Annotated in this window: 20 protein-coding genes; 13 read left to right on the top strand and 7 right to left on the bottom strand. The window is 61.4% G+C overall.

Features of this window, described 5'->3' with window-relative positions; translation table 11 throughout:
- Window positions 1–364 precede the first annotated feature (364 nt).
- Together QD409_RS09960 and QD409_RS09955 are read right to left on the bottom strand one after the other, a co-directional pair.
- Window positions 365–922 carry an HNH endonuclease gene (locus QD409_RS09960; RefSeq protein WP_004118063.1) on the bottom strand — a complete coding sequence of 186 codons (558 nt, stop codon included), beginning with the start codon at window positions 920–922 and terminating at the stop codon, window positions 365–367.
- A gap of 110 nt (window positions 923–1,032) precedes the next feature.
- Window positions 1,033–1,722 carry a DNA-3-methyladenine glycosylase family protein gene (locus tag QD409_RS09955; RefSeq protein ID WP_430762576.1) on the bottom strand — a complete coding sequence of 230 codons (690 nt, stop codon included), beginning with the start codon at window positions 1,720–1,722 and terminating at the stop codon, window positions 1,033–1,035.
- Here QD409_RS09955 and gluQRS point away from each other — a divergent pair.
- Window positions 1,721–2,602 (top strand): tRNA glutamyl-Q(34) synthetase GluQRS, encoded by an 882-nt coding sequence (gene gluQRS, locus QD409_RS09950; protein WP_430762575.1) that lies wholly within the window; start codon window positions 1,721–1,723, stop codon window positions 2,600–2,602. The two genes, QD409_RS09955 and gluQRS, sit on opposite strands and share 2 nt — an antisense overlap.
- On the opposite strand, the gene QD409_RS09945 is transcribed toward gluQRS, so the two are convergent.
- Window positions 2,567–3,502 carry a YihY/virulence factor BrkB family protein gene (locus QD409_RS09945; protein ID WP_430762574.1) on the bottom strand — a complete coding sequence of 312 codons (936 nt, stop codon included), beginning with the start codon at window positions 3,500–3,502 and terminating at the stop codon, window positions 2,567–2,569. The genes gluQRS and QD409_RS09945 overlap by 36 nt on opposite strands.
- A 98-nt stretch (window positions 3,503–3,600) precedes the next feature.
- Between QD409_RS09945 and QD409_RS09940 the strand changes: the two genes are divergently transcribed.
- The 6 genes from QD409_RS09940 (at window position 3,601) to QD409_RS09915 (ending at window position 8,505) form a co-directional block, all read left to right on the top strand.
- Window positions 3,601–4,434: an SDR family oxidoreductase gene (locus tag QD409_RS09940; protein WP_430762573.1), complete on the top strand. Its 834-nt coding sequence runs from the start codon at window positions 3,601–3,603 to the stop codon at window positions 4,432–4,434.
- Between the two features lie 121 nt (window positions 4,435–4,555).
- Window positions 4,556–4,759 (top strand): twin transmembrane helix small protein, encoded by a 204-nt coding sequence (locus QD409_RS09935; RefSeq protein WP_047630776.1) that lies wholly within the window; start codon window positions 4,556–4,558, stop codon window positions 4,757–4,759.
- Between the two features lie 225 nt (window positions 4,760–4,984).
- Complete coding sequence (locus tag QD409_RS09930; RefSeq protein WP_430762572.1) at window positions 4,985–5,563, top strand: cob(I)yrinic acid a,c-diamide adenosyltransferase; 579 nt, start codon at window positions 4,985–4,987, stop codon at window positions 5,561–5,563.
- A gap of 196 nt (window positions 5,564–5,759) precedes the next feature.
- Window positions 5,760–6,509, top strand: a complete 750-nt coding sequence (locus tag QD409_RS09925; protein ID WP_430762571.1) for an electron transfer flavoprotein subunit beta/FixA family protein — start codon at window positions 5,760–5,762, stop codon at window positions 6,507–6,509.
- A 27-nt stretch (window positions 6,510–6,536) separates the two neighbouring features.
- On the top strand, window positions 6,537–7,478 hold the full coding sequence (locus tag QD409_RS09920) for an electron transfer flavoprotein subunit alpha/FixB family protein (protein WP_430762570.1): 942 nt from the start codon (window positions 6,537–6,539) through the stop codon (window positions 7,476–7,478).
- A 148-nt stretch (window positions 7,479–7,626) separates the two neighbouring features.
- Window positions 7,627–8,505: a 3-hydroxybutyryl-CoA dehydrogenase gene (locus tag QD409_RS09915; protein WP_092853739.1), complete on the top strand. Its 879-nt coding sequence runs from the start codon at window positions 7,627–7,629 to the stop codon at window positions 8,503–8,505.
- A gap of 221 nt (window positions 8,506–8,726) precedes the next feature.
- Here the strand turns inward: QD409_RS09915 and tlpA are convergent, their stop codons facing one another.
- Window positions 8,727–9,392, bottom strand: a complete 666-nt coding sequence (tlpA, locus tag QD409_RS09910) for a thiol:disulfide interchange protein TlpA (protein WP_092853737.1) — start codon at window positions 9,390–9,392, stop codon at window positions 8,727–8,729.
- 23 nt (window positions 9,393–9,415) lie between these two features.
- Here tlpA and argH point away from each other — a divergent pair, with 23 nt between their 5' ends.
- The 4 genes from argH to QD409_RS09890 all read left to right on the top strand — a co-directional run bounded on the left by argH (window position 9,416) and on the right by QD409_RS09890 (window position 15,469).
- Entirely contained in the window at window positions 9,416–10,816 is a 1,401-nt protein-coding gene (gene argH, locus QD409_RS09905) for an argininosuccinate lyase (RefSeq protein ID WP_092853735.1), read from the top strand.
- 98 nt (window positions 10,817–10,914) lie between these two features.
- Window positions 10,915–11,106 (top strand): LPS translocon maturation chaperone LptM, encoded by a 192-nt coding sequence (gene lptM, locus QD409_RS09900; protein ID WP_092853781.1) that lies wholly within the window; start codon window positions 10,915–10,917, stop codon window positions 11,104–11,106.
- A gap of 13 nt (window positions 11,107–11,119) precedes the next feature.
- The gene (gene lysA, locus QD409_RS09895; RefSeq protein WP_092853733.1) at window positions 11,120–12,391 is read left to right on the top strand and encodes a diaminopimelate decarboxylase; all 1,272 of its coding nucleotides are present in this window, start codon (window positions 11,120–11,122) and stop codon (window positions 12,389–12,391) included.
- Between the two features lie 354 nt (window positions 12,392–12,745).
- Window positions 12,746–15,469 carry a TIGR02302 family protein gene (locus QD409_RS09890; RefSeq protein ID WP_430762569.1) on the top strand — a complete coding sequence of 908 codons (2,724 nt, stop codon included), beginning with the start codon at window positions 12,746–12,748 and terminating at the stop codon, window positions 15,467–15,469.
- 16 nt (window positions 15,470–15,485) lie between these two features.
- On the opposite strand, the gene QD409_RS09885 is transcribed toward QD409_RS09890, so the two are convergent.
- From QD409_RS09885 to QD409_RS09875, 3 genes are all read right to left on the bottom strand, one after another.
- Window positions 15,486–15,845 carry a response regulator gene (locus QD409_RS09885; protein ID WP_092853729.1) on the bottom strand — a complete coding sequence of 120 codons (360 nt, stop codon included), beginning with the start codon at window positions 15,843–15,845 and terminating at the stop codon, window positions 15,486–15,488.
- A 158-nt stretch (window positions 15,846–16,003) separates the two neighbouring features.
- On the bottom strand, window positions 16,004–16,552 hold the full coding sequence (gene hpt / locus QD409_RS09880) for a hypoxanthine phosphoribosyltransferase (protein WP_092853727.1): 549 nt from the start codon (window positions 16,550–16,552) through the stop codon (window positions 16,004–16,006).
- Between the two features lie 85 nt (window positions 16,553–16,637).
- A complete protein-coding gene (locus QD409_RS09875) occupies window positions 16,638–17,303 on the bottom strand; it encodes a hypothetical protein (RefSeq protein WP_092853725.1) in 666 nt (221 codons plus the stop codon).
- A gap of 211 nt (window positions 17,304–17,514) precedes the next feature.
- On the opposite strand from QD409_RS09875, the gene ftsE reads away from it, so the two are divergent.
- Window positions 17,515–18,174: a cell division ATP-binding protein FtsE gene (ftsE, locus tag QD409_RS09870; protein ID WP_092853723.1), complete on the top strand. Its 660-nt coding sequence runs from the start codon at window positions 17,515–17,517 to the stop codon at window positions 18,172–18,174.
- Window positions 18,167–19,210 (top strand): cell division protein FtsX, encoded by a 1,044-nt coding sequence (locus QD409_RS09865; protein WP_425348561.1) that lies wholly within the window; start codon window positions 18,167–18,169, stop codon window positions 19,208–19,210. The genes ftsE and QD409_RS09865 overlap by 8 nt, the downstream gene beginning before the upstream one ends.
- The last annotated feature ends 18 nt before the right edge of the window (window positions 19,211–19,228 follow it).

Raw genomic sequence — 19,228 nt, 5'->3', positions numbered from 1 at the left:
CCCTCGGGGAGAAGGTGGCCCGAGGGGTCGGATGAGGGGGCCAAGCCTCCTTGAAATCAGGCACTTTCCCGCGCGCGGCTTCCCCCTCATCCGCCTGTCGGCACCTTCTCCCCGCTGGGGAGAACGGGGCTGCGGCAACCACCTCACTCCATATGCGATTCCCCTGCCCCACAAGGGGGAGATTGGTTGGAGTTTGTTGCTGACCATCCCCATAAAACGGCAAGCGGTAATTGCAGCTGACTCAATGCTTGTTTGAGGCGAGGGAGAGCAGGGAATTACCGATCTCCCCCCTTGTGGGGGAGATGTCCCGAAAGGGACAGAGGGGGGTACCGCGCCCTCCTCGCGCCCAGTCGCCAACGCGACCTTACGGCTGCAGTTCCGAATCCCAGTAGAGATAGTCGAGCCAGCTGTCGTGCAGATAGTTCGGCGGGAACAGGCGGCCGTTGTTGTGCAGGTCCTGCACGCTCGGCTGATATGGCTTCTGCGCCGGGAACATGCCGGCCTGTTTCGGCAGCTTGCTGCCCTTGCGCAGATTGCACGGCGAGCAGGCTGCAACCACATTCTCCCAGGTCGTCTCGCCGCCATGAGCACGCGGGATGACATGGTCGAAGGTCAGGTCGTCGTGCGATCCGCAATACTGGCATTCGAAACGGTCGCGCAGGAAGACGTTGAACCGGGTGAAGGCAGGATTGCGGGATGGCTGCACATATGTCTTCAGGCAGACGACGCTCGGCAGCCGCATGGAGAAGCTCGGCGACGAAACGCTATGATCGTATTCTGCAATGATATTCACACGGTCAAGGAAGACCGCCTTGATCGCGTCCTGCCAGGACCAGAGCGACAAGGGATAATAACTCAGCGGTCTGTAGTCAGCGTTCAGCACGAGCGCCGGCAAGGACTGCGGGGAGACTGCAATCGTCAAGGAACCCTCCTGATCGATTCGGCATCTACACCTGTATATTAGGCCGGTTGTTACAGGATTGTGAAGTCCAATAAATTCAGTGCAAAGCAGCGATCCGGAGAGGCGGCCGATTAAACTATGGGCAGCGCATCCCGCCGCGTCTTCACGGCGTAATAGGCCCAGAAAAGCCGGGCCGCGACCGAGCGCCAGGGCGCCCAAACCGCCGCTTCCCGGGCGACAGCCTTGGCCAAGGGCCTGACTTCATGACCGAAAGCCATGCCGACAGCCGCCTGCAGTGCCACGTCGCCCGCCGGAAACACATCTGCGTGACCGCCGCAAAACATCAGGTAGACCTCGGCCGTCCAGGGGCCGATTCCCTTGATGGACGTCAGCTCGGAAAGCGCCCTTTCCGGTGATTCAGCGCTGAGCGCATGCAGATCGAGGCCGCCGCCGGCAACCGCATCGGCCACGCGGGCCAGCGTATCATGCTTGATTCGCGAGAGGCCGAAGGTTCGCCATGTCTCAGGCTCCAGGCCCTCATAGCCCTCGGCGGTTACTTGACCCATCCCGGCGATCATCTTCCCCCAGATCGCATCGGCGCTGGCCCGGGAGACGACCTGCGAAACGATGATGTGGGCGAGCCCTTCGAAGCCCGGTTCGCGCAGACGCAGCGGCAAAGCGCCCGCCTCTGCGGCAACTGGCCGCAGGCGCGGATCAATCTCCAATAAGGCGGCGAGTCCCTGTTCGATATCGCGCTCGTCGCGAATGATCTGCATGACGTCTCGTAGTCCCCGGTTAAAATTCGTGGCAGAAGAAAGCATGATCGAGATTTCCCGTCAAAAGCCGAAATTCCGCTTTGCTCCGAGCCCTAACGGCCCATTGCATCTCGGCCATGCGCTGTCGGCCATCCTCAACCACGATATGGCGGCAAAAGCTGGCGGCGATTTCCTGCTGCGCATCGAAGACATAGACCAGACGCGCTGCACACCCGATTTCGAAACGGGCATCTATTCAGATCTTTCCTGGCTCGGTCTTCGCTGGCAGGAGCCGGTGCGTCGGCAGTCCGCACATTTTCCGGCCTATCAGGAAGCGTTGCAGACGCTTATCGAGCGCGGCCTCGTCTATCCGGCCTTCCTGACCCGCGGCGAAGTCAAGGCACGCGTCGCCGCCCTCGAGTCGGATGGCCGGCCATGGCCGCGCGACCCGGATGGCACGCCGCTCTATCCCTCCGACGACCGCGAGCGCAGCGATGCAGAGCGGCAACGGCTGCTGGCATCGGGCATGAAACATGCGTGGCGTCTCGACATGGAAAAGGCGCTGGCGGCTGCGCGCGGACCGCTCCACTGGCAGGAAAGCGGCGACGGCGAGACAGGTGCCATCCCGGCCGACCCCGCTGCCTGGGGCGACGTCGTGCTGTCGCGCTCCGATGCACCCTCAAGCTATCATCTTTCTGTCGTCGTCGATGACGCGGTGCAAGGCATCACCCATGTGGTGCGCGGGCTCGACCTCTTTCACGCCACCTCGATCCATCGCCTGCTGCAGACGCTGCTTGGCCTGCCGGAACCGCTCTACCATCATCACCGCCTGCTCCTCGGCAGCGACGGCAAGAAGCTGTCCAAGAGCATGGGCGACACCGGCATTGCCGAATGGCACCGGCAGGGCCTTTCACCGGTGGAGCTTCGCCGCCGCATCGGCGTCTGATTCGGATGACGCTTTTTCAGATGGGGCTTCAGCCGCACGGCTCGCTGCCTTGCCGAAGAGCAGCCGCCGCACGCGGAATTTCATCAGCGCCGCGTTGATCTCCGCCCCCATGATGAAGATCACGGCCAGCATATAGAGGAAGATCAGCACGATCATCACCGACGCCAGGCCGGCATAGGTCGCGGTATAATTGGCGAAGGTCGAGAGATAATAGGCAAAGAGCAGCGCCCCGACCGACCAGAAGATCAAGGTCAGCAACACGCCGGGGATCACGTCGAGCAGCCGTCTGCGCCCAGCCGCGAGCCACAAATGCAGGATCATCAGCCCCGCCAGAAGCAGGAAGATCGTGCCGTAGATCCGCCAGCTGAAGACGATGTCGAGAATATCCGCGAGCTTCGGCAGCCATTGCCGGGTGTAGTTGAGCGCCAGCGGCACAGCAACGAGCAGGATGCTGAGGATGGCAAAGATCAGCACCGCGATCAGCACGTAGCCGAGGCTCGCAAGGCGATTGAAATACCAGGGCCGGGTTTCCAGCACGCGATAGGCGCGGTTAAGCGAGATGCGCAGCGCCTCGACACCGTTCGAGGCGAAATAGGCGGCCGCAAGCACGGAGATCGTCAAAAGGCCGCCGCGCGGAATGGTCAGCACCTGCACGACCTGATCGGCCACGGGCTTGGCGATGGCCTCCGGCCAGGTGTCGAAGATCAGATGCACCGCCGTCGACGAAAACTGGCTGGCGCCGAGAAAGCTTGCCAGCGCCGTGCCGAAGATCAGGAAGGGGAAAACCGCGAGCAATGTCGAAAGCGCCACATGGCTTGCCATGGCGAACCCGTCATCCTCGACGAAATGGAACACTGCGTCGTAAATCACCTTGTAGATCGTCCGCAGGGCTGTCGGCATTCCATCTCCGCCTGACATCGGCATTCACCTGCCGGTTGTCGATTGTGTCGGGTCCCTGAATATGGGAAACGAGACCTGATTTGTACAGGAATCATCCTATGACGGAACAACGCATTATCCTGTTGACTGGTTGCTCCTCCGGAATCGGCGCCCATTGCGCGCGGGCGCTGAAGACTGACGGATGGCGCGTGTTTGCAACCGTGCGCAGGCAAGAGGATCTGGCCCCGCTCGAAGCCGACGGCATCGAAGCGCTTCTCCTCGATTACACCCGGCCCGAAACGATTTCCGCCACCGTGGCAACGGTGCGGGAGCGCACCGGCGACCGCATCGACGCCCTCTTCAACAATGGCGCCTACGGCCAGACCGGCGCCGTCGAAGACCTGGCGACCGATGTATTGCGCGAACAGTTCGAGACGAATTTCTTCGGCTGGCACGAGCTCACGCGCCAGATCATTCCGCTGATGCGCAAGCAAGGCCATGGCCGTATCGTCAATTGCTCGTCCATCCTCGGGCTGATCCCCTATCGCTTCCGTGGCGCCTATACCGCCTCGAAATTCGCGCTTGAGGGGCTGACGATCACGCTCAGGATGGAGCTGCAGGATAGCGGCATCCATGTCAGCCTCATCGAGCCTGGTCCGATTGCGACGCGCTTCACCACCAATGCGCTCGTCAAGCTTCACGAGCATATCGACCTCGAGGGCTCCGCCCACGCTGTCGAATACCGGCGGCAGTTGCGGCGGCTGGATGGCTCCGGACCGATCAGCAAACACAAATTAGGCCCCGAAGCGGTCTATGATGTGCTAAAATCAGCTTTGAATGTGAGAAGCCCGCGCCCACATTATCTGGTAACGACGCCCGCCAAGCAGGGCGTGCTCTTGAAAAGGCTATTGCCGGCTAGCCTTTTCTATCGTCTGATGCGCCGGCTGGACTAGAGCAATCTCGGGAAAAGCGCGCTGCGGTTTTCCGTCCGGGATTGCGCGGAAGCCGTGATATGGGGCAGCTTCGAGCTTCCGTGAAAAGCTTGGCTGCTCTGAAGACAAGGGTGGAGGAACCATGTCGACCGTTACTTATGTTGCCGCCATCATTGTCATGGGTCTCGTCGCGATCGTACTCGTTCGCGGCCTGCTGAACATGATGAAAGGCGACAATCCCAACCTTTCGAACCGGCTGATGCAGCTGCGCGTTCTGCTACAGGCAGTCGCGGTCATCCTGATCATGCTGACGCTGTGGCTGACGGGCGGCGGCCGCCCGGCCTAGAGCCGGATGATTTTAGGTCGAATCGACCTGAAATCTGAATCCGCTCTAGAATCAAAGAAGTAGAGCCGGATGTCGTCCGAAAACCGCTCACAGTTTTCTGCATCATGCTCGAAGGCAATTCCAGGAAAAGTGCGTAGCGGTTTTCCATCCAGAATTGCGTAAAACAAAGGGATAGAGCGTTTCGCGATCCGAAGAAAAGCGAAAGGCTCTAACCACAGGAAGACGATGGTCAAGCTCAACAAGATCTATACCAAGACCGGCGATGACGGCACCACAGGCCTCGTCGCCGGCCCGAGACGGCTGAAGCACGACTTGCGCGTCGAAAGCTACGGCACCGTCGACGAAACCAATTCCGCCATCGGCGTCGCCCGGCTGCATATGGCCGATATGCCCGCTCTCGATGCCATGCTGATGCGGATCCAGAACGATCTCTTCGATCTCGGCGCCGATCTTTCGACGCCTGAGACGGACGAGCCGCCGGCCTATGAGCCGTTGCGCATCATCGACCATCAGGTTGAACGTCTCGAACGCCATATAGACGCGCTCAATGCCGATCTCGAGCCCTTGAGATCTTTTGTTCTCCCGGCCGGCGGCCCGGCTTCCGCCCATCTGCACCTTGCCCGCACGATTGCGCGGCGCGCAGAGCGCCTCATGGTGGCGCTGTCGCGCAGTAAAGGCGAACGCGTGAGCCCGGCGGCACTGAAATACATCAACCGGCTGTCCGATTTTCTCTTCGTTGCCGCACGGCATGCCAATGATCGTGGCCGCGCCGATGTGTTGTGGGTCCCGGGTAAGAATCGATAGGGACTAACGCCAGTCAGCAGAAGCAGTCATATTGACGTTGACGTAAACGTTATTTATGCGTTTAAAGCAATTCGTCTCTCCGCGGCCTCGAAGCGTTGTATTTGGGGAAAAAACGCGTATCCATGTCGCCATTCGACAAATGGAATGGCGCTGGGCAGCGCATGTTCTTGGGCAGTCATGTTGAAGGAAGGATTCCATGAAGATACTGGTTCCCGTTAAGCGGGTCGTTGACTACAACGTAAAGATCCGCGTGAAGCCGGATGGTTCTGGCGTTGAGCTTTCGAACGTGAAGATGTCGATGAACCCGTTCGACGAGATCTCGGTCGAAGAGGCGCTGCGTCTGAAGGAAGCCGGCAAGGCCGAGGAAGTGGTGGTCGTGTCGATCGGGCCTGCCAAGGCCGAGGAAACGCTGCGCACGGCGCTCGCCATGGGCGCGGACCGCGCCATCTTGGTCGAGACCGACGATGCGGTTGAGCCGCTCGCCGTCGCCAAGATCCTCAAGGGCGTCGCCGAGGCCGAACAGCCGGGCCTGATCATCGTCGGCAAGCAGGCGATCGATGATGATTCGAACCAGACCGGCCAGATGCTGGCGGCATTGCTGGGCACGGCCCAAGCCACCTTCGCCTCGAAGATCGAGATCGGCGATGGCAAAGCACAGGTCACCCGCGAAGTCGACGGCGGCCTGCAGACCATCGAGGTCAAGCTGCCGGCGGTCGTGACCACGGACCTGCGCCTCAACGAGCCACGCTACGCCTCGCTGCCGAACATCATGAAGGCCAAGAAGAAGCCGCTCGACAAGAAGACACCAGCCGATTTCGGCGTGTCGACCGAGCCGCGGCTGAAGGTGCTGAAGACGGAAGAGCCCGGCGGCCGCAAGGCTGGCGTCAAGGTCAAGTCGGTCGCAGAGCTCATCGAGAAGCTCAAGACCGAAGCCGGCGTGCTTTAAACCAGTCCGAACGAGGAGTTAGACATCATGGCCATTCTTCTTCTGGCTGATCACGACAATGCCCACCTCTCCGACCAGACCGCCAAGGCGCTGACGGCGGCTGCCAAGATCGCCAGCACGTCAGGAGCCGATGTGCATGTGCTTGTGGCCGGCGCTGGCGCTCAGGCTGCGGCCGGTCAGGCGGCAAAACTATCAGGCGTTTCCAAGGTTCTGGTCGCCGAGGACGCAAGCCTTGCCAACAATCTCGCCGAACCGCTGGCGGCGCTGATCGTTTCGCTTGCCGGCGCCTATGACACCATCATCGGTGCTGCCACTTCGGTCGGCAAGAACGTGCTGCCGCGCGTTGCTGCCCTGCTCGACGTCGCCCAGGTCTCGGAAATCATCGAAGTGGTCTCGGCCGATACCTTCAAGCGGCCGATCTATGCCGGCAATGCCATCCAGACCGTACAGTCGACCGATGCCAAGAAGGTCATCACCGTGCGCACGGCTTCGTTCGCCTCCGCTGCCGAAGGCGGTTCGGCTGCGATCGAGACGGTGCCGGCTGCCGCAAACCCCGGTCTCTCGACCTTCGTCGGCGATGCACTGTCGTCGTCGGATCGTCCGGAGCTGACCTCCGCCAAGATCATCATCTCCGGCGGGCGCGCGCTCGGCTCGGCGGAAAAGTTCCGCGAAGTCATCCTTCCCGTTGCCGACAAGCTCGGTGCTGCCGTCGGTGCATCGCGCGCTGCTGTCGATGCCGGCTATGCGCCGAACGACTGGCAGGTGGGCCAGACCGGCAAGGTGGTCGCACCGCAGCTCTATATCGCCTGCGGCATTTCCGGCGCCATTCAGCATCTGGCCGGCATGAAAGACTCGAAGGTCATCGTCGCCATCAACAAGGACGAGGAAGCCCCGATCTTCCAGATCGCCGACTACGGCCTCGTCGCTGACCTCTTCGAAGCACTGCCGGAATTGCAAAAGGCGCTTTGATCGCGCCGATTATTTTTCTCGCAGTTGCGAGAGACTGGAAAATCGTCTCTTATAGGTCTATCAATCTGGGCCGGGCTAGAAATGGCCCGGCAAATTTGTGGTTAAGAGCATAGCGCACCGCCAAGAGCGCGCCGCCGGGGAGTTGGCAATGAGTTCGCTGAAGACGATCGGTATTATCGGCGCGGGCCAGATGGGCTGCGGGATCGCCCACGTATCCGCCATGGCCGGCTACAAGGTCCACATCTACGATCTGTCGCAGGATCGTATCGAAAGCGGGCTTGCCACCATCAACGGCAACCTCGCGCGCCAGGTCACCTCCGGCAAGACCAGCGACGAGGACCGCAAGGCAGCGCTTGCCCGTATCACCGGGTCGAACGATCTCAACGATCTCGCCCAGGTCGATCTCGCTATCGAAGCTGCGACCGAGGATGAAAGCGTCAAGCGCAAGATCTATTCCCAGGTGTGCCCGGTTCTGAAGCCCGAGGCGCTGCTTGCCACCAACACCTCGTCGCTGTCGATCACCCGCCTGGCTTCCGCCACCGACCGGCCGGAACGTTTCATGGGCATTCACTTCATGAATCCGGTTCCGGTGATGAAGCTGGTGGAACTGGTGCGCGGCATCGCAACCGACGAATCCACCTTCTCCGCCGCCAAGGAATATGTCAGCTCGCTGGAAAAGACGATCACCGTCGCCGAGGACTTCCCGGCGTTCATCGTCAACCGCATCCTGCTGCCGATGATCAATGAGGCGATCTATACGCTCTATGAAGGTGTCGGCACAGTCGACGCAATCGACACCGCCATGCGGCTCGGCGCCAATCATCCGATGGGGCCGCTGCAGCTCGCCGACTTCATCGGCCTCGATACCTGTCTCTCGATCATGCAGGTGCTGCATGACGGGCTCGCCGATTCGAAGTACCGCCCCTGCCCGCTGCTGGTTAAGTATGTCGAAGCCGGCTGGCTCGGCCGTAAATCCGGACGTGGCTTCTACGATTATCGCGGCGAAGTACCGGTTCCGACACGGTAATCTTATCGACGCCCTTGAGGCCGACCCTAATCCTTCGAGGCTCCGGCCTTTGGCCTGCGCACATCTGGATGAGGGCAGAGCAGCTTTTCACGCGCGGATGATGAGCCAGAAAGGCCGCTTAGAGCATTTCCAGGAAAAGTGCGCAGCGGTTTTCCGTCCGGAATGCGTAAAAAAACAAGAAGATAGAGCGTTTTCGCGATTCGAAGAAAAGCGGAAATGCTCTAGATCCCCGCCGCCGCCTTCACCAGGTTCTTCGCATCCTCGCTGTCCCAGGCAGCCGGGCCGTTCATCGCTGAAATCAGGCAGCCCTTGTCGTCGATGAGCAGCGTCACCGGCAGGCCGAACGCCAGCCCCTGCTTCTTCAGCACATTGAACACGCCCATGGTGTTGTCGCGATAGTAGCCAAGCTTGTCGATGGCATATTCCGTGCGGAAGGCTTTCGTCTTTTCCTCGTCGCCCGTGTCGATATTGACGGCAACCACTTCGAATTTGTCGCTGCCGACGCTCTTTTCGAGCGCGTTCAACGCCGGCATTTCCTCGCGGCACGGCACGCACCACGTCGCCCACACGTTCAGCAGCAGCGTCTTGCCGGCAAAGCTGCCGATTGATAGCGGTTGCCCCTCGGCACCCTTGAACGAAACATCCTTAAGCGATATCGGCACCGGCGCCGCGCTCATGGCTGCGACCTGTCCCTTGGTGAAAGGCGTCAGGGCCGCAGCGCGATCCTTTGCCGTCTTGCATTGATCGGCCGATGCCGTTTCACCAACGCCATTGCCATACCCCGCCTCCTTCACGTATACCGCTGCCGCACCGGCAATAATCCCAGCGACGGCAGCAAGTACAACGAGTTTCATGGACGGCAGACCGAACGGCTTCTTTGCTGTCATTTCATTCTCCAGGTGGGCATCTCATGACTGACGGCACGGACACCAAATCCTCCAACCAGATGTGGGGCGGGCGTTTCGCTTCCGGCCCCGCGGCGATCATGGAGGAGATAAATGCCTCGATCGGTTTCGACAAGAAGCTGTTTGCACAGGATATCCGCGGCTCAATCGCGCATGCGAGCATGCTCGCCCATCAAGGCATCATTTCAACCGAGGATAAAGACAAGATCGTTCACGGCCTGAACACGATCTTGTCAGAGATCGAGAGCGGCAATTTCGAATTCTCCCGCCGCCTCGAGGACATCCACATGAACGTCGAGGCGCGGCTGGCGACGCTGATCGGCCCCGCCGCCGGACGCCTGCACACCGCCCGCTCGCGCAACGACCAGGTGGCCCTCGATTTCCGCCTCTGGGTGAAGGAAGAGCTGCAGAAGTGCGAACAGGCACTGACCGAGCTGATCGCGGCCTTCCTCGACCGCGCCGAAGAACATGCCGAAACCGTCATGCCCGGCTTCACCCATCTGCAGACGGCGCAGCCCGTCACCTTCGGCCATCATTGCATGGCCTATGTCGAGATGTTCGGCCGCGACCGCTCGCGCGTTCGCCACGCCATCGAGCATATGGACGAATCGCCGATCGGCGCCGCCGCACTCGCCGGCACCGGTTTCCCGATCGACCGCCACATGACGGCCAAGTCGCTCGGCTTCCGTGAGCCCACCCGCAATTCGATCGACACGGTCTCCGACCGCGATTTCGCCCTTGAATTCCTGTCGATCGCTGCCATCGCGGGCATGCATCTGTCACGGCTTGCCGAGGAGATCGTCATCTGGTCGACGCCGCAATTCGGCTTCGTGCGCCTGTCCGATGCCTTCTCCACCGGCTCCTCGATCATGCCGCAGAAGAAAAACCCGGATGCAGCCGAGCTCGTGCGCGCCAAGACCGGCCGCATCAACGGCTCTCTGGTGGCGCTCCTGACCATCATGAAGGGCCTGCCGCTCGCCTATTCCAAGGACATGCAGGAAGACAAGGAGCAGGTCTTCGACGCTGCCGAAAGCCTCGAGCTGGCAATTGCCGCCATGACCGGCATGATGCGCGACATGACGATCAACACAGAGCGCATGAAGGCCGCCGCCGGCTCCGGTTATTCGACCGCAACCGATCTCGCCGACTGGCTGGTGCGCGAGGCAGGCCTGCCCTTCCGCGACGCGCACCATGTCACGGGCCGCGCCGTGGCGCTTGCCGAAAGCAAGTCCTGCGAGCTCGCCCAGCTGTCTCTCGAGGAGCTGCAGGCGATCCACCCCGCCATCACCGACAAGATCTTCGATGTTCTGACGGTCGAAGCCTCCGTCGCCAGCCGCAAGAGCTTCGGCGGCACGGCACCGTCAGAAGTGCGCAAGCAGATCGCCTTCTGGCGCGCCCGCAACTGAGACGACGACGCAAACGCACTCAAACAATCGGGGTGCACAAGCGCGGGAAATTTCGCTAAGAAGAGTGACTTTCGCGTTTGTCGCCCAAGAGGATTTCGATGCAGATCAACATGCCGCACATCATCCGCCTGGCCGTCGTGCTTTCGGTCGTCGGCCTTGCCGTCGTCGGATGTGGCCGCAAAGGCCCTCTCGACCCGCCGAGTGCGCACGCGACCAAGGGCGGTGACGTCTCCAAGCCGACCAAGGAGCCGAATCCGGACAAGAAGTTCTTCCTCGATCCGCTTCTCTAAATAGGCATCGTCCGTGAACCATTTTCAGTATCGAGACGGCATCCTCTACGCTGAGGATGTTCCGGTTTCAGAGATCGCCAAGACGGTCGGCACCCCGTTCTATGTCTATTCGACCGCGACGCTGGAGCGACATTACCGGGTCTTCTCCGACGCTTTCGACGATGTCGACGCCATGGTGTGCTACGCCATGAAGGCCAATTCCAACCAGGCGGTGCTGAAGACGCTCGGCCGCCTCGGCGCCGGTGTCGACGTGGTTTCCGTGGGCGAACTGCGCCGTGCATTGGCTGCTGGAATTCCGGCAAGCCGCATCATGTTCTCCGGCGTCGGCAAGACGGCGCAGGAAATGGATGTCGCGCTCGAAGCCGGCATCTACTGCTTCAACGTCGAATCCGAGCCCGAGCTCGAGGTGCTGAACCAGCGCGCCGTCCGCGCCGCCAAGGTCGCGCCCGTTTCCTTCCGTATCAACCCTGATGTCGATGCCCGCACGCATGCGAAAATCTCGACCGGCAAGAAGGAAAACAAGTTCGGCATTTCCTGGGAGCGCGCCCGCGCCGTCTACAGTCGCGCCGCCAGCCTGCCGGGCATCAAGGTCACTGGTATCGACATGCATATCGGCAGCCAGATCACCGAGCTGCAGCCGTTCGACGATGCATTCAAGCTGCTGCGCGATCTCGTGGAAACCCTGCGCGGCGACGGTCACGACATCCATCACGTCGATATCGGCGGCGGCCTCGGCATCCCCTATCGCGACGACAACAATCCGCCGCCCTTGCCTGAAGCCTATGCGCAGATCGTCAAGAACCAGCTGCGCGGCCTCAATTGCAGGATCGTCACCGAGCCGGGCCGATTGATCGTCGGCAATGCCGGCATTCTGGTAACCGAAGTCATCTACGTGAAGGATGCCGGCAACAAGAGCTTCGTCATCGTCGACGGCGCCATGAACGACTTGATCCGCCCGACGCTCTACGAGGCCTATCACGAGATCCGTCCGGTCGCAGTCAGCGATGCCAACGCGCCGCGCATCAAGGCCGATGTCGTCGGCCCGGTCTGCGAGACGGGCGACTATCTGGCGCTCGATCGCGACATGGCGATGCCGAAGCCCGGAGATCTTCTGGCCGTCAGCTCCGGCGGCGCTTATGGCGCCGTGCAGGCTGGCACCTACAACAGCCGGCTGCTGGTTCCGGAAGTGCTGGTCAAGGGCAACGAATTCCATGTCATCCGCCCGCGCGGCACCTATGAGGAGCTGATCGCGCTGGATTCGATTCCCGCCTGGCTCAAGGGATAATCGTCTTCGCCCATGCACGCGGGCGAAGACGGGCAATCCCGTCCGGCCCTGCGCAAGCGATCACGTTTCAGCGAAGTTTGATGAAAAAACAGCCTTTGGCGCCGCTTGCCCTCGTCTTCGCCACAAAGAATGTTATCTTCTTTCGAATGGTGTCTCGCCGGGCGCCCCGAGCATGGACGTGTGGGACGTCCGGCCAAAACACCCAACGGACAGCCAAAGCATGTCGCGCAAGAGTGTTTCGCGGTTTTGCGATAACGACATGCAAAAGATCAAAGACATAAAGCGCAAGAAGCGAATCTGAAGGATCGCAACGCGCGTTAGCCATCAACGTCAGATCGGGAGAAGACCGGACCGATGACCAGCCCCAGCAACCCTAAAAAGGGTGCTTTCGCTACCCGTCCGGCGCTGGCGCGCATGGTTGCGGTCAAGCGCTTCCTTGCCCGGATCGTGCTGGTCTCGGAGCAGCTTCTGCCGCGGCTGCTGCTGCCGGCGTCCATTCTTGCCCTGTTTCTGTCTGCCGCCTGGTTCGGCATTTTCCGCATCGCGCCGGATATTCTGCACTATTTGCTGATTGCCGCCTTCGCCATCGGTTTCGCCTTCTCCCTCCATCCGCTGCGCCGCCTGCGCTGGCCGAGCATCGGCGAGGCCGACCGCCTGCTGGAGGAGCGCAATGGCCTCGCGCATCAGCCGGTCACCGTGCAGGAGGATGAGCCCGCGCTCGACACCCCCTTTGCCCGCGCGCTTTGGCGCGAGCATCAGACCCGCATGGCGGAACGCATCGCCGCTTTGGATGCCGGCCTCCCCCGCCCGGATATCGCGCGCTACGACCGCTTTGCCCTACGCGCCGTTCCGGCACTGCTGCTGGTCACGGCCTTCAGCTTTTCCATGTCGAACAACGGCGGCTCTTTGAGCGACGTCTTCGCTGCGCCGGTCTCCATGACGAGCAATCCGGATGTCCGCGTCGATGCCTGGGTCACCCCGCCCTATTACACGGGCGAAGCACCGATCTACCTGACCGGGAATGTCGCCAACGCCAGCGACAACCTCAACGTACCGCAATTCTCGGAACTCACCGTGCGTGTCACCGGCACGTCGGCGGACGAAAAGGTCCTGTTCCAGGCAGCCGGCACCGGCAAGGGCGTCGAGGTTCCGGAACAGGTCGGCGATGCCGTCAAACAAGCAGCGCCAGTCGGCAGCGGCCCCATCACAGGACAACCGGCGACAGCCGGCAATGCCAATTCGCCGGCCGCCGATGGCATGATTGCCCGCACTCATGTCCTGAAACTTGAAAAGGGCGGCGCGCTCACCGTCAACGGCAGGTCCTGGTCCTTCAATGTGATCGCCGACAAACCGCCGGAGATCGCCTTTGATGGCATTCCGCATGCGACCGCCAGCAGCGCACTGGAACTCGGCTTCAGGGTCAAGGACGATTACGGCGTCGAGGAAGCGCATGCCGAAATCGTGCCTGTCGTTCCGGATGTGGCCGCGACCCCGCTCTATGGATTGCCGGAATACAAGCTGGACATTCCCCGCCGCGACCGTCGCAACGGCAAGGGCCTGGCGAGCCGCGACCTGACGCAAGATCCGCTTGCCGGCAGGCGCGTCCGCATTACCTTGGTTGCCAAGGACGGCGCGGGCCAGACCGGCCGCAGCGCACCCTACGAAATGGTGCTGCCGTCGCGCAATTTCAGCCAGCCGCTGGCTGCCGCCGTCGCTGAAGAGCGCCAAGTCTTTGCGCTTGATACCCGCAAGATGCCGGAGGCGATCGAGCTCAACAAGTCGCTGACCATCCGCCCGGAAGAGGCCATTCCCGATCTCGGCAACTTTCTGGCTATTAAATCGGCGCTGACGCGCATGAAGCTCGCAAACACCCAGGCTTCGCTGAAGGATACGGCCGATTATCTCTGGCAGATCGCGCTCGGCATGGAAGATGCGCAGCTGACCGATGCGGAAAAAGCCCTGCGCGACGCCCAGCAGAAGCTTTCCGACGCTCTGCAGCGCAACGCTTCTGATGCCGAGATCAAGAAGCTGACCGATGAGCTCCGCAAGGCGATGAACGCCTATATGAAGGAACTGGCGGAGCGCATGCGCAATATGCCGGCTCAGCCCAACCAGCGCTCGGCCAACATCCTGCGGCAGCAGGATCTGCAGCGGATGATGGACCAGATCGAGAACTTGGCCCGCTCCGGCGATCGCCAGGCGGCTCAGCAGATGCTCTCCGAGCTGCAGCAGTTGATGAACAGCCTCCAGGCCGGCAAGCCACAACCCGGGCAGCAGCAGAGCCAGGCAAATGACAAGATGCGCGAGCAGATGGATAAGCTCGGCCGCATCATGCGCGATCAGCAGAAGCTGATGGATCAGACCTTCAAGCTCGATCAGGCCATGCGCGACCGCATGCAGCGCGGCGATTCCAACGAGGACGGCGATGGCCTGATGGACCAGCCGCTACCCAATCTCGGCGATCCGATGCGCCCGGATATGGGCCAGCGCAATCAGGGCCAGCAGGATCAGCAGCAAGGTCAGAACCAGCAGGGCCAAAAGGGCAAGGATCCCACCGATGGCATGACGGCAGACCAGCTGCGCGACGCGCTGAAGCAACTGCGCCAGCAGCAGGACGATCTTGGCAAGCAGCTCGGCGAACTCCAGAAAAACCTGGGCTCACTCGGCATGAAGCCGAACCAGAATTACGGCAAGGCTCAGCAGGAAATGAAGGGCGCATCAGGCCAGCTCGCCGAGGGTAACGGCGAAGGCGCCGTACAGGGCCAGGGTCGCGCACTGGACGCTCTGCGCAAGGGCACACGCGACATGATGAACCAGCTCATGGCGCAGATGCAGCAGCAGGGACAAGGTCAAGGCCAGGGGCAAATACCGGGACAAACGGGCCCAAGCGGCCGCGATCCGCTTGGCCGGCTACGGGATGGCCCCTTGGATAGTCCTGATAAGGAAATGGTGCCGAAGGTCATCGAAGCTCAACGCGCCCGCGAAATCCTCGACGCCATTCGCGAGCGGTTGAGTAACAATCCCTCGCTTAGCGAAGAGCGAAGCTACCTGGAACGATTGCTGAATCTGGGGCAGTAGGACGAGCGGGAACGGATCACGCGGCCAAGGCGCGAGCGACGGCCTTGCGGATATCGGGCAGCGCAAACGGCTTGGCGACGACATCGACGATCTTTTCCATGAGATCGTCGGCACGTTCGCGCTGTTCGGCATAGCCGGTCATCAGCAGGATCTTCATGCCAGGGCAGGTCAAATGCGCCTGATGCGCAAGCTCGATGCCGTCCATGACGGGCATACGGATATCCGACAGCAGCAGGTCGTAGCCGCCCGCCTTCAGCTTTTCCAAACCTTCGGCGCCATCGGCTGCCTCTTCAGTCTCGTGGCCGTCCAGGCGCAATGCGCGCGCGACGAAGGTGCGAAGCGAGTCTTCGTCTTCCGTGATCAGAATTTTTGCCATAGCCCGTGCTCCTGGTCCGTCATGTTCCGCGACCGAAATCACCAGAATTCCGTTTGCGATAGGTAAACGACGGGAGGGCGATAGGCTCCGTGGTTAATGAGTGGTGATCACTGGAGCAGAATGGGACAGCCAGTTCGGCTGTCCGCGTTAACGCAAATTCACGAGGCAGCGTCGCCCGTGACGACGCCCACGAAGGGCAGCTCGCGGAAAGCATAAGCAACGTCCATGCCGTAGCCGACGACGAAATAATCGGGACATTCGAAGCCGACATAATCGGCCTCCAGCTCCTCCTGGCGCTTGACGCTCTTGTCGAGCAAGACGGCCAGACTGACATGGCGGGCACCGCGCTCATAGAGCAGCTCCTTGGCAAAACGCAGCGTGCGGCCCGATTCCAAGATATCGTCGATCAGCAGAACGTCGCGATCCTTCACGTCGCTGTCGATGTCCTTGACGATGCGCACGCCCTGCGAAACCGTGCCGGCGCCATAGCTCGAAAGGGTGATGAACTCGACCTCCGGAGCAAGCCCGGTCTCATGCAAGGCGCGCAACAAGTCGGCCGCGAAAATGAAGGAGCCCTTGAGGACTGCGATGACGAGGAGGTCCTTCGTCGGTCCGCTGGCGATTTCCTTCGCCATGGCGTGATTGCGCTCGGCAATCTGCTCGGCAGTGAAAAGCGGCTCGATATTCTTCCCGCGTACGACAGGCATTGATTGGCATGCTCCATGGCTGCGCGGCCCTTGGCCGCCGATCAAGCTGTAGCCCGTAGCACAATCAGCAAGCCCGACACACCCCCTAAGGCATGAAGGAGAGCCGAACATCCGGCGTTTTTCCACCGGGATGCTGCAATCGCGTCGAAAACCCGCGGCTTTCATGCGGTCCGAGGCGATCGATCGGCGTGTCCACAACGATGCTTCTGACCAGCTGATCGCCAGCGAAAAGATTGGCGCGCACCTGCGGGACAGACAGCGTAGCACCGCTGACATTCTCGATGATGCCATTCAGCCGCAATACGCGCAGGCCATTCTCGTCCCGTGGCGTCAGCGTCACATGCGAGAATTGCAGCGGCTCGGCCGCCGTCGCGACCGGTGCGCCGGAAAGGCCGGAAAACCCGCCCGAAAGACCGAAGATCAATATGGCAAGGGAAACGATGAGCGCCACGAAGCTGCGCCGCGACGCCTGCTGCAAAACCTGTTCGACGCCGCGCAGGACGGAGAGGATACGCGAGAAGGCATTCCTGCGCGTCGCCGGCTGCGAACGTGATGCGGCACGGCCGCCATAGCGCATGTTGACGCCGGAGGCGGCCCTTCCGCGCGCGCCGGAAACGGTCACGAATTCGGCATCGACGATATCGGGCTTCGGCACGAAGCGATGCGGCTGGCCAGCCCCCGATCCGCGTTCGGGCGGAATGAGGTCATATACCAGCCCCGCCTGCTGTTGACGGTGGCGAAAAGCGCCCATGATGGCCTTCCTTTGCGGTTGATCCACATGGTTTCGACGCCCATAGCCAATCTGGGCATTGAAACGAATCCTGCCCAGTCGTAAATTTTATTGGTTAATGCTTCGCAAAGATCGCCATGAATCGGGCGCCTTTCCAGAAAAATTTACCGGCTGTTAATGCCATTGGTTAACAAGTCGCCTGATTGAACACTGCGGAAGACTGGACAGCCCGTTGATTCATTTTGAGAACGTCGGTTTGCGCTACGGCATGGGTCCGGAAATCCTCCGCGATCTGAGCTTCGACATTCCGCGAAAATCGTTCCAGTTCCTGACCGGTCCGTCCGGCGCCGGCAAGACGACGCTGCTGCGGTTGCTCTTCATGTCGCTTCAGCCGACCCGCGGGCTGATCCGCATGTTCGACCGGGAGATCTCCTCGATCCCGCGCAGCGAACTGCCGCTGCTGCGCCGCCGCGTCGGCATCGTCTTTCAGGATTTCCGCCTCCTCGAGCATCTGACGACTTATGAAAACGTCGCATTGCCCCTGCGCGTGCGCGGCAAGGAGGAAAGCTCCTATCGCACCGACGTGTTGGAGCTGCTGAAATGGGTCGGCCTCGGCGAGCGCATCAATGTGCTGCCACCGGTGCTCTCGGGCGGTGAGAAGCAGCGAGCCGCCATCGCCCGCGCCCTCATCGACCGCCCGGAAATCCTGCTCGCCGACGAACCGACAGGTAACGTCGATCCGCCGATGGCGCGCCGCCTCCTCAACCTGTTTCTGGAACTCAATCGCCTCGGCACGGCCGTCGTCATCGCCACGCACGACCTCGCTTTGATGGATCAGATCGAGGCGAGGCGCATGATTCTATCGGGGGGGCATCTCGATATCTATGACTGAGCCCGGCCCCCGCAGGAATACCCCGAACGCCAAGGCGCCGCAGGCACGGCAAGCGCCCGCAGCATCGGCGGAGCGCAAGCGCCCGGAGATGCGCGTGCGCCCGACAGGGCCGATCGTGCCCTCCTCCAATATTCAGGGCAATGCACTCATCGTCGTCATCGCCATCATGGCCTTTCTCGCCTGCCTCACGCTCGGCGCAGTCAGCATGGTGCGCGCGACGGCGGCGAGCTGGGAGAGCCAGATTTCCCGCGAGATCACCATCCAGATCAAGCCTGACGACAATCTCGACATGGACAGGGCGCTCGCCAGCGCCCGCGATATCGCACTCAGCTTCGTCGGCACCAAGTCGGGCCAGATCGTCGACGAGGCGGCAACCGCACGCCTTCTCGAGCCTTGGCTCGGCGCCGGCCTCGACATCAAGGAACTGCCCGTCCCGCGCCTCGTCATCATCACCATCGACGAGACGCATCCGCCGGATTTCGAGGCGATGCGCAGCCTGCTCAAGGCACAGATCCCGCAAGCGACCTTGGATGACCATCGCACCTGGGTCGACCGGCTCGTATCAATGGCGCACACCACCGTTCTCATCGGCACCGGCATCCTGCTGCTGGTCTTCACCGCCATGGTCCTGACCGTCGTCTTCGCCACGCGCGGCGCACTGTCAGGCAATCGCCATATCGTCGAGGTACTGCATTTCGTCGGGGCCGAAAGCACCTTCGTCGCCAATGAATTCCAGAAGCATTTCCTGAAGATCAGTCTGAAGGGATCGGCAGCCGGCAGCGCGCTGGCCGCCCTGTTCTTCGCCAGTGCCGGCTTCCTGCAGAGCCGCACGCTCGCGACGCCCCAGACGGACCAGGCAACCGCCCTCTTCGGCACATTTTCCGTCGGCGCGCTTGGCTATATCGGCATCCTCGCGACCATGATCGTCATCGCCCTGCTCACGACGCTCACGGCGCGCTTTACCGTGATGCGCACGATTTACGAGATCGATTTGATCCGTTCCGACCCCGGCAGATCCGACAGTGTGCAGAATTGATGCCCCGGTGATAATTTT

The sequence above is a fragment of the Rhizobium sp. BR 315 genome (assembly GCF_050577975.1).
Lineage (GTDB): Bacteria > Pseudomonadota > Alphaproteobacteria > Rhizobiales > Rhizobiaceae > Rhizobium > Rhizobium miluonense.
This window is presented reverse-complemented; position numbering and strand designations above follow the sequence as displayed.

Bases quoted from the DNA above. Each gene is read 5' to 3' on its own strand.
- gluQRS (WP_430762575.1), top strand. From the start codon at position 1,721: ATGATCGAGATTTCCCGTCAAAAGCCGAAATTCCGCTTTGCTCCGAGC.
- QD409_RS09955 (WP_430762576.1), bottom strand. From the start codon at position 1,722: ATGCTTTCTTCTGCCACGAATTTTAACCGGGGACTACGAGACGTCATG.
- QD409_RS09945 (WP_430762574.1), bottom strand. From the start codon at position 3,502: ATGCCGACAGCCCTGCGGACGATCTACAAGGTGATTTACGACGCAGTG.
- QD409_RS09940 (WP_430762573.1), top strand. From the start codon at position 3,601: ATGACGGAACAACGCATTATCCTGTTGACTGGTTGCTCCTCCGGAATC.
- QD409_RS09935 (WP_047630776.1), top strand. From the start codon at position 4,556: ATGTCGACCGTTACTTATGTTGCCGCCATCATTGTCATGGGTCTCGTC.
- QD409_RS09930 (WP_430762572.1), top strand. From the start codon at position 4,985: ATGGTCAAGCTCAACAAGATCTATACCAAGACCGGCGATGACGGCACC.
- QD409_RS09925 (WP_430762571.1), top strand. From the start codon at position 5,760: ATGAAGATACTGGTTCCCGTTAAGCGGGTCGTTGACTACAACGTAAAG.
- QD409_RS09920 (WP_430762570.1), top strand. From the start codon at position 6,537: ATGGCCATTCTTCTTCTGGCTGATCACGACAATGCCCACCTCTCCGAC.
- QD409_RS09915 (WP_092853739.1), top strand. From the start codon at position 7,627: ATGAGTTCGCTGAAGACGATCGGTATTATCGGCGCGGGCCAGATGGGC.
- tlpA (WP_092853737.1), bottom strand. From the start codon at position 9,392: ATGACAGCAAAGAAGCCGTTCGGTCTGCCGTCCATGAAACTCGTTGTA.
- argH (WP_092853735.1), top strand. From the start codon at position 9,416: ATGACTGACGGCACGGACACCAAATCCTCCAACCAGATGTGGGGCGGG.
- lptM (WP_092853781.1), top strand. From the start codon at position 10,915: ATGCAGATCAACATGCCGCACATCATCCGCCTGGCCGTCGTGCTTTCG.
- QD409_RS09890 (WP_430762569.1), top strand. From the start codon at position 12,746: ATGACCAGCCCCAGCAACCCTAAAAAGGGTGCTTTCGCTACCCGTCCG.
- QD409_RS09885 (WP_092853729.1), bottom strand. From the start codon at position 15,845: ATGGCAAAAATTCTGATCACGGAAGACGAAGACTCGCTTCGCACCTTC.
- hpt (WP_092853727.1), bottom strand. From the start codon at position 16,552: ATGCCTGTCGTACGCGGGAAGAATATCGAGCCGCTTTTCACTGCCGAG.
- QD409_RS09875 (WP_092853725.1), bottom strand. From the start codon at position 17,303: ATGGGCGCTTTTCGCCACCGTCAACAGCAGGCGGGGCTGGTATATGAC.
- QD409_RS09865 (WP_425348561.1), top strand. From the start codon at position 18,167: ATGACTGAGCCCGGCCCCCGCAGGAATACCCCGAACGCCAAGGCGCCG.